Source organism: Streptosporangium sp. NPDC004379, from assembly GCF_042873875.1.
Lineage (GTDB): Bacteria > Actinomycetota > Actinomycetes > Streptosporangiales > Streptosporangiaceae > Streptosporangium.
The window spans coordinates 23,174-31,406 of sequence record NZ_JBIAMC010000031.1; the positions used below are offsets into that span (position 1 = coordinate 23,174).

At 74.2% G+C, this 8,233-nt stretch carries 6 protein-coding genes; 3 read left to right on the forward strand and 3 right to left on the reverse strand.

Translation table 11 applies throughout. The features are described from left to right. Nucleotides 1-102 precede the first annotated feature (102 nt). Entirely contained in the window at nt 103-1,209 is a 1,107-nt protein-coding gene (locus ACFYSC_RS36455) for a GNAT family N-acetyltransferase (protein ID WP_389970816.1), read from the forward strand. A 98-nt stretch (nt 1,210-1,307) separates the two neighbouring features. Here ACFYSC_RS36455 and ACFYSC_RS36460 read toward each other — a convergent pair whose 3' ends face one another. Both ACFYSC_RS36460 and ACFYSC_RS36465 read right to left on the reverse strand, forming a co-directional pair. Continuing rightward, nucleotides 1,308-2,639 carry an FHA domain-containing protein gene (locus tag ACFYSC_RS36460; protein ID WP_389970819.1) on the reverse strand — a complete coding sequence of 444 codons (1,332 nt, stop codon included), beginning with the start codon at nt 2,637-2,639 and terminating at the stop codon, nt 1,308-1,310. A gap of 229 nt (nt 2,640-2,868) precedes the next feature. Next, entirely contained in the window at nt 2,869-3,960 is a 1,092-nt protein-coding gene (locus ACFYSC_RS36465; RefSeq protein WP_389970874.1) for a site-2 protease family protein, read from the reverse strand. Between the two features lie 170 nt (nt 3,961-4,130). Between ACFYSC_RS36465 and ACFYSC_RS36470 the strand changes: the two genes are divergently transcribed. After that, nucleotides 4,131-5,000 (forward strand): RecB family exonuclease, encoded by an 870-nt coding sequence (locus tag ACFYSC_RS36470; RefSeq protein WP_389970822.1) that lies wholly within the window; start codon nt 4,131-4,133, stop codon nt 4,998-5,000. A gap of 14 nt (nt 5,001-5,014) precedes the next feature. On the opposite strand, the gene ACFYSC_RS36475 is transcribed toward ACFYSC_RS36470, so the two are convergent. Next, nucleotides 5,015-6,904: an ABC transporter substrate-binding protein gene (locus ACFYSC_RS36475; protein ID WP_389970825.1), complete on the reverse strand. Its 1,890-nt coding sequence runs from the start codon at nt 6,902-6,904 to the stop codon at nt 5,015-5,017. A 261-nt stretch (nt 6,905-7,165) separates the two neighbouring features. Here ACFYSC_RS36475 and ACFYSC_RS36480 point away from each other — a divergent pair. After that, nucleotides 7,166-8,233, forward strand: a 1,068-nt coding sequence (locus ACFYSC_RS36480; protein WP_389970828.1) for a trypsin-like serine protease, incomplete at its 3' end; no start/stop codon positions are given.

An 8,233-nucleotide genomic window follows, 5' to 3' on the forward strand; every position in this document is an offset into this window, starting at 1 on the left:
TCGGCGCGCGGAGTGCCCCCGGTCCGGGACCGCGGGACCGCCGGACGCGCGGGGAGGGCCGTTCGTTCGCTCCTTTCGGGAGGAGCTGATAGCACTTGGAGGGTGTTCCCCAGAGACGTCATCCCCGCCGGTTCCCTCCTCCTGCGCGAGACGACCCCCACCGACCTGGAGCCGATGGTCAAGGCCTGCGCCGATCCGCTGATCGTCCGGTTCATCCCGAGCGTCCCGGTGCCGTACACCCTCGCCGACGCGTCCTCCTACCTGGAGGTCGCCGAGCGGACGTGGGGCAACGGCGGGGCCTCCTTCTCCGTGACGGACGCCGCCACCGGCGAGTGGCTGGGCAACATCGGCCTCAAGCCGTCCGACCCGCGCGGCAACGCCGAGGTCGGCTACCTCATCGCGCCGTGGGCGCGGGACCGCGGCGTCGCCACCGCGGCCACCCGGGCGCTGACGGAGCGGGCCTTCGCCCACGGGGTGGCGCGCGTGGAGCTGCTGGCCGACGTGGAGAACCTCGCCAGCCAGCGGGTCGCGATGGCCGCCGGCTTCGGCCGCGAGGGCGTACGGCGCGCGGCCGAGCCCCGCCGCGACGGCACCCGCGGCGACCTGGCGTCCTTCGCCCGGCTGGCCACCGACTCTGGCGAGCGGGTACGGCCGTTCCTTCCGGCCCTGCCCGGCGGCTCCCTGACCGACGGCGTCGTCCGGCTGACGCCGCTGGGCCCGGACGACGCCGACGACTACCACGCCCTGCAGAGCCTGCCGGACGTCGTGGCCCACAGCGTCCCGCCGGAGGCGCCCGACCCGGACGACAGCGAACGGTTCTGCCGGGAGGCGGGCATGCGGTGGCTGGCCGGCGAGCGGGCCGAGCTCGCCGTACGGGACGCCGCCACCGGCGCCTTCGCCGGGCACATCCAGCTCAGCGGGGTCATCCCCCCGTTGGGCGAGGCCATGACCGGCTACAGCATGCTGCCGGAGTTCCGGGGGCGGGGGTTCGCCTCCCGGGCGGTGGACCTGCTCACGGACTGGGCGCTGACGCGCACGCCGCTGGCCCGGATCGTGGCCGGCACCTCGCCGGAGAACACCGCCTCCCAGCGTGTGCTGGAACGCGCGGGCTTCACCCGGGAGGCGCTCCTGCACGGCCGGCTGCCCGGCCCCGGAGGCACCCGTCTGGACGACCTGCTGTGGTACCGCGCCCGGACGGCCGGGGCCTGACCACCGGCCCCTGAGGACGCTTCCCGGGCCGCCTCCGTTCCTTCCGGCGCCTTCCGGTGCCTCCCCGCGCCGCTCGGCGCGGAGAGGCCTCCCGGGACCTAACGGTTGCGGTGCGACTCGTAGCGCATGGTGCGGGAGACCCCGATCCGCACGGTCGTGCCGGGCATGATCGTGACCGGCTCGTTCGGCGGGATGTCGTAGAAGTTGGGGTCGCCCGGCGGCTGGATCTGCGTGCCGTTGACCGAGCCGAGGTCGATCAGGTTGACGTCCCAGCCGTCCAGCGCCACCCGCAGGTGGCGGCGCGACACCGAGCCGTCGGGGCTGGTGACCTTCGCCGGGCGGACGGAGCCGTCGGCGACCTCCGGGGCGCGGTCGGGGTCGCGGCCGACGAGGTGGTCGGCGTCGAGGCGCAGGGTCATCCCGTCGTCGAGGAGCAGCACGCCCAGCGGCGGGCGCGGCCCCTGGTAGGGGGCGAGCGAACGCTGCACGAGGGCGATGCCGCACACCGCGCAGTACGGCACGCGCGGGTCGTTGAAGTGGTCGTTCTTGCAGTCGACCCCGTAGACGAGCGGCTGCTGCCCGGGGCCGGCCTCCGGCTCGGGGGCGGCCGGGGACGCGGGCCCCGGCTGCGGGCCGCCCTGCGCCGGCGGCTCGGGGGCGAACGGCCGCTCGCGCGGACCGGCGGGCTCGCCGCCCGCCCGCGGGGTCTCCGGAGCCTCCGGGGGCGCCGTGTCCTGCGGCGCGACGACCGGGATCGGGCCGGACCCCGGGCCCTGCTGAGCCGGGACCTGCGGCCCCGGCTCGGGCTGCCACGCCTGCTGCTCCGGCCTCGGCGGCGGGGCCGGGACCGGCGGGACGGGGTCGGGGGGCCCCATCGGGTAGGGCGCCGGAGGCGGGACCTCCGCCGCGGGCGCCTCCGCCTGGCGCGGCACGGCGTTCCGGGCCGCGGGCGGGGCTCCGGCGGCGGCCGGGTCGCACAGGATTCCGCCGCCCACGATCACGCCGCCGTCCAGCCGGGCCAGCGGGTGCGCCGGGCCGGCCTCGGGCAGGCGCAGCTCGATGCCGGTGACCGGACCGGGGACCAGCCGGTCCGACCAGGTGAGCGCGTCGCGTCCGGCGAGCCGTACCTCGCCGGCCGGACCGGTGACCGCCGCGGAGGCGGGTCCGCTGACCAGGACGGCCACCCCGTCGCCCACCGGCCCGGCGACGGCGCACGCGACGGGCTCGCCCATCATCACGGCCAGCACCTGGGCCACCCGGCGGGCCAGGGCCCGGCCGTCACCGCCGGACGCGGCGGTGTCGTTCAGCGCCCCGAGAAGGTTCGCCGCGACGTCCTCGGCCGCGTCGCACACCAGCAGCAGGCCCTCCACGCGGGCGACCAGCCCGTCGCCCGGCAGCGGGCGCACCGCCCCCAGGCCGTCCCCCCTCACCGAGCACCCCCGGCATGACGGCCTCGTCCTTCTGCGCGGGGGGAAAACGCGGCTCGTTTCTGCATTCTGTCCTCTGAGTCTCGGTGGCGGGGATGGGGCGTCCGGCCGGCCCGGGAGGGGATGCGGCGGACCGACATCGCCGATGATTCCAGGCCATAGGAAAAAGTACAGCAGACGGACCTGGGGCGGACTCCCTCCCGGCGGCCGCCGGCCGGGCCTCCGGCGCGGGTCAGACGTTGCTGAACATCCGGTTGACGTCGGAGGTGGCGAGCACACCGAAGATCGTGCCGTCGCGCTCCACCAGGAGGTACTCCCCCGACGGGGACTGGCGCATGGCGTCGATCAGGGACTCCCCCGTCAGGTCGGCGGCCAGCACCAGCGACGGTTCGAGGCTGCGCGCCAGCGAGCCCGCCGTCACCCAGGGGCGGCGGTGCTCCGGGGTGGCCTCGACCGCCGCCTCGTTGACGATGCCCGTCGGGCGGCCGTCGTGGCCGACCACGACCATCGCGCCCGCGTGGGCCTCCCCGGCCCGGCGCAGCGCCTCGGCCAGCGGCACGTCCCCGGTCACGGCGACGGCCCGGCGGGCCAGGGAACGGGCGTTCAGCTGGGGGATGCGGGCCCGCAGCCGGGCGCCCTGCAGGGCCTGGGTGGCGCCGATCCAGATGAAGCTGGCCAGCAGCACCGACCAGATGACCGTGAACCAGCTGGGGTCCTGGCCGCTCATCAGCGCCAGGCTGACCGGCACCGCGATCAGGACGACGGCCAGCACGCGGCCCGCCCAGGCCGCGGCGATCGTGCCGGAGCCGGGGCTGCGGGTCACCTTCCAGACCCCGGCGCGCAGCATGCGCCCGCCGTCGAGCGGCAGGCCGGGCAGGAGGTTGAAGATCCCGACGACCAGGTTGGCGAGCCAGAGCTGGAAGACCAGGACGCCGAGGACGGTGCCGGGGTCGATGAACATCGAGGAGGCGTAGCCGGCGGCGGCCAGGCCCAGCGACAGCAGCGGCCCGGCGAAGGCGACCATGAACTCCCTGCCGGGCGTCTCCGGTTCGCGCTCGATCTCCGAGACACCGCCGAGGAGGTAGAGGGTGACCCGCCGGACCGGCAGGCCGTACATCTTGGCGACCACGCAGTGCGACAGCTCGTGCAGCAGCACCGACACGTACAGCAGGACCGCGAAGACGAAGGAGACGACGTAGGTGAGCGGGATGCTGAGCTGCGGCAGCCGGTAGGCCACGACCTCCTGGAAGGTGAACGTGATGAACGCCGCCACCAGCAGCCAGGTCGGTGAGACGTAGACCGGGATGCCGAACGGCCGCCCCATCCGCAGCCCGGGACTCTCCTGGCGCGGGCTCTCGCTGCTCACCGCTGGCTCACCGTTCCTCGCTCGCTCGCGTCTGTTGGCCTTGATGCTACGCGCCGGCCGCTCCGGGCGCGGACGCGCGGAGCCCACCCCGGGCCCAAACTGTCGTCACCGTGACCTACAGTGCGGGCATGTCACCGACCGAGCCCACGATCATCGGAGCGCTGTCGCCGTCCCGCGCCGGCGACTTCATGACGTGCCCGCTGCTGTACCGGTTCCGAGTGGTCGACCGGCTTCCCGAGCCGCCGTCGCCCGCCGCGGTGCGCGGCACGGTCGTCCACTCGGTGCTGGAGCGCCTGTACGACCTGCCCGCGCCGGGCCGCACGGTGGCCGCGGCCCTCGACCTGCTGGAGCCGCAGTGGCGCAGGCTCCTCGAGGAGGAGCCCGCCTACGAGGGCATGTTCTCCGGGGAGCGGGAGCGGACCGAGTGGCTGGCCGGGGCCCGCGCCATGCTGGAGCGCTACTTCACCCTGGAGGACCCCACCTGCCTGGAGCCCGCCGAGCGGGAGCTGTACGTCGAGGCGGTGCTGGAGAGCGGCCTGATGCTGCGGGGCTACATCGACCGGCTGGACGTCGCGCCCACCGGCGAGGTCCGCGTGGTCGACTACAAGACCGGCAGCGCGCCGGGGCCGGCCTTCGAGGCCAAGGCGCTGTTCCAGATGAAGTTCTACGCGCTGACGCTGTGGCGGCTGCACGGGTCGGTGCCGCGCCTGCTGCAGCTGATGTACCTCGGGGGTGAGGGCGAGGTGCTGCGCTACGCCCCCGACGAGGCCGACCTGCTGGCCACCGAGCGCAAGGTGCGGGCGCTGTGGGCGGCCATCGAGCGGGCGCTGGAGACCGGCGAGTGGCGTCCCCGGCCCAGCCGGCTGTGCGACTGGTGCAACTACCGCGAGCTGTGCCCGGAGTTCGGCGGCACTCCCCCGCCGGTGCCCGAGCGGCAGCCGGGCGACACCGTGCGCAGCACCCGCCGCACGCCCAGGGCCGCCACCGACGAGCTCTGAGGGATCCGGGGGCCTCAGGTCGGCGGTTCGCCGATCTCATAGGAGATGCTGACATATGTATTGTCGGATTTATATTGATAAATCCCGATCGGCGCCTTCGCTGGGTCGCCCTTGCCGGTGAAGTCGATCGGGCCGCTCGCCCCGTCGTAGTCGATGTCCACGCCCGAGGCCAGAAGCCGGGCGCACGTGCGGAAGTCGGTGCACCGCTCGCCGCCCCCGGTGACGTCCGCCATGGCGCGGGCGATGCTCTTCGGATCGTCGCGCCCCGCGGCCACGGCGGCCAGAGCGGCGGCGATCGTCGCGTCGTAGGCCTCCGGCGCGTACCTGAAATCCGTCACCCCCGGGTCGAAGGGCGCCAGCCGCCGCCGGAAGGCGTCGGTGACCTCGGCTCCCGCCATGGTCCCCTTGACCCCGGTGAGGGTGCCTCGCGGGAGGCCGCCGCGGCCGGTGGTCCCGTAGAAGGACAGGTTGCCGTCCACGAAGTACCACCTGTGCCGGCCCGTGCCCAGCCCCTGCCTCACCAGTTCCCGCGCGATCGCGGCCGTCTCGCCGCGGCCGGCCACCACGATCGCATCCGGGGCCGAGGCCTTGATCCTCCCCACCTCGGTGGCGTAGCCCGTGTCGAAGACGTCGTAGGTCTCGGCATGAACGTGTGTGATGCCGCGGTTCGACAGCGACCTGCGGACACGCTCGCTCAACCCGCTCCCGTAGGCGTCGTTCACCGCCAGCACGCCCACCCGCCTGCCGCCGTCCGCCGCGATGAGACCCCCGAGGACGTCGCCCTGGATGGAGTCCGGCGCCACCGTGCGGAAGTACAGGCCGTCGTCGTCCACGTCGGTGAGCCGGTCGTCGGTGGCCGTGGGTGAGATCTGCACCACCCCGGCGCTTCTGATCCGGTCGATCATCTCGAGCGACATCGACGAGGTGATCGGGCCGATGACGACGTCGGACCCCTCTGAGATCAGCCGGTTCAGCGCCCGGAGGTGGAGGTCCGTGCTCGAGTCGCCCGAATCGGCCTCGATCTCGGCCACCTCCCGGCCGAACACCCCACCGGCCGCGTTGATCTCGCTGAGGGCGAGACGTACGCCCGCCGCCATCGGCCGGTTGAAGAACTGCAGGTCCCCACTCCAGGGCACCAGCACACCCAGGCGGAGCACCCCGTCGCCGCCCACGTCCGCCACCGTGGTCGAGGCGTCGGGGGCGCCGGTCCCGGCCGTGGGAACCGGCCACGAGGCCCAGGCGGCGGCCGCCGCACCGATGAGCGCCACCGCGGCGGCCCACCTCGCACGTCCGCCCTTCCGGCGCCGCCCGGGACCGGCGGCCGCGACGGGCACGACGGCCGGAGGCGGGGGCGTGAGGCCACCGGACGGGTGCGGCGGATCGATCGGTTCCGGCGGGCGGAGAGACGATTCACCGGACGGCGGCACCGGCTGTGGTATCGGCTCGGGTCCGGGCTCGGACGGCGCCGGCTCGGGGCCGGGATCGGCCGCCGGGCCGGCCCTCTCCGCCGGGGGGTCGCCCGACCGCAGCCGCCTGGCCGCTTCTCCGGCTCTCCTGCCGGCGCCGCGCACCCCGGCCATGCTCAGCAGCACGTCGCGATAGGCCGCGTCCCAGGCCCCGGGGTCGGCCAGGTCCCCGGGCAGGGAACGGCCTGATTCCCCGGCGATGCGCAGGCAGGTGTCAACAAAAACCTCAAAATGCTCTCGTTCTGGACATACAGGACGAGTTCTGCTGATCATTCCGGCGATGGTGCCGCGTTTCAGCCGCAGGGGCGGCAGGCCGTTGCGCCGCCGCGGCGTCCGGGCGCTGGCGGCCTCCATGTCGCGGACCGAGACGCCCACCGCGTCCTTCAACGCCCGAAGCCGCTCGGCGAACCCCGGCCGGGGATCCGACTCGTCACCCACCTGACCGCCCCTGAGATCCAGCCCGGCTCCCGGCTCACGTGTCCGGCGGCGCCGGACACCCCGATGATCCGGAGTATAGAGAGCTGCCTGCGGATTCATAGCCGTCCGTCCGGATTCGTCCGCCCGCATCGCCGGACACCTGCCCCAACGGCGAACGTGACGACGGCACGCGCCCTTCCACCCGGCGCCGCCCCTCCGGACGGCCGGTCATGACCCCTGTCCGCGGGGCGTCCGCAACGACAGAGAGGCAGGAACCCCTCGATGACCATCCTTCGCCCGCACGGGTCGCCGAGTCCCGGCCGCCGCCGCGGCCGGTGGCTGCTCGGGTCCGCGGCGGTCATGCTGCTCGCCGGCGTCCTGCCGGTGACGGCTCCGCCCGCGGCCCAGGCCATCACCGGCGGCACCCCGGTGCCGGACAACGACCTGACGTTCGTCGCCGAGGTCCGCAACACCGCGGTAGGCGGCCTCTGCACGGGTTCCCTCATCCACCCGAGCTGGGTGCTCACCGCGGCGCACTGCTCGGTTCCGGTCTCCGTCGGAGATCAGGCCGTGCGGGTGGGGAACAACGTTTCCGCCACCGGCGGCGAGTTCCGCAGGATCACCCGGATCCTGCGCCACCCCGCCTACAAAGGCGGCCACGACGACGTCGCACTGCTCGAACTGAGCTCCCCGGTGACGAGCGTGGCCCCGGTCCGGCTGGCCGTCCCGGCCGACGCCGGCCTATGGGACGGGGTTCAGGGCGGTCCGTTCACCCGCTACGACCAGGGCGTGGCGACGGGCTGGGGAAGGGACGGCAACGGCCTCCTGCCCACCCGGTTGCAGATGGTCGTGGTGAACATCACCCCGCCGCAGCCGGACGATCTGGGCATCAAGAGGATCATGGTGGACCGCGGGCCCTGCCAGGGCGACAGCGGCGGCCCGCTCCTGGTGTCGGTCGGCGGAGCGCCGCGACAGGCCGGAGTGCTCAAGGCCGCCAGCTGCGGGGGGATCGCCTCCTACAGCGAGGTGGGCGCCGGCGGGAACCGCGACTGGATCCTCAGCCAGGTCACCAAGCTGCCGTACGGCTTCTTCGGGGCGACGGACTGGGACCGCGACGGCCACCAGGACCTCATCGCCCGCCAGGACACAACAGGCGACCTCCTGCTCTACCCGGGACAGAGCACCCGCGGCTACAGCACCACCCAACCGGTGAGAATCGGCAACGGCTGGAACGGCTACAGCTTCTTCGGAGCGACGGACTGGGACCGCGACGGCCACCAGGACCTCATCGCCCGCCAGGACACAACAGGCGACCTCCTGCTCTACCCGGGACAGAGCACCCGCGGCTAC

Excerpts from the sequence above, each read along its gene's own strand:
- ACFYSC_RS36470 (WP_389970822.1), top strand. The coding sequence starts at position 4,131 with ATGTCACCGACCGAGCCCACGATCATCGGAGCGCTGTCGCCGTCCCGC.
- ACFYSC_RS36465 (WP_389970874.1), bottom strand. The coding sequence starts at position 3,960 with ATGGGGCGGCCGTTCGGCATCCCGGTCTACGTCTCACCGACCTGGCTG.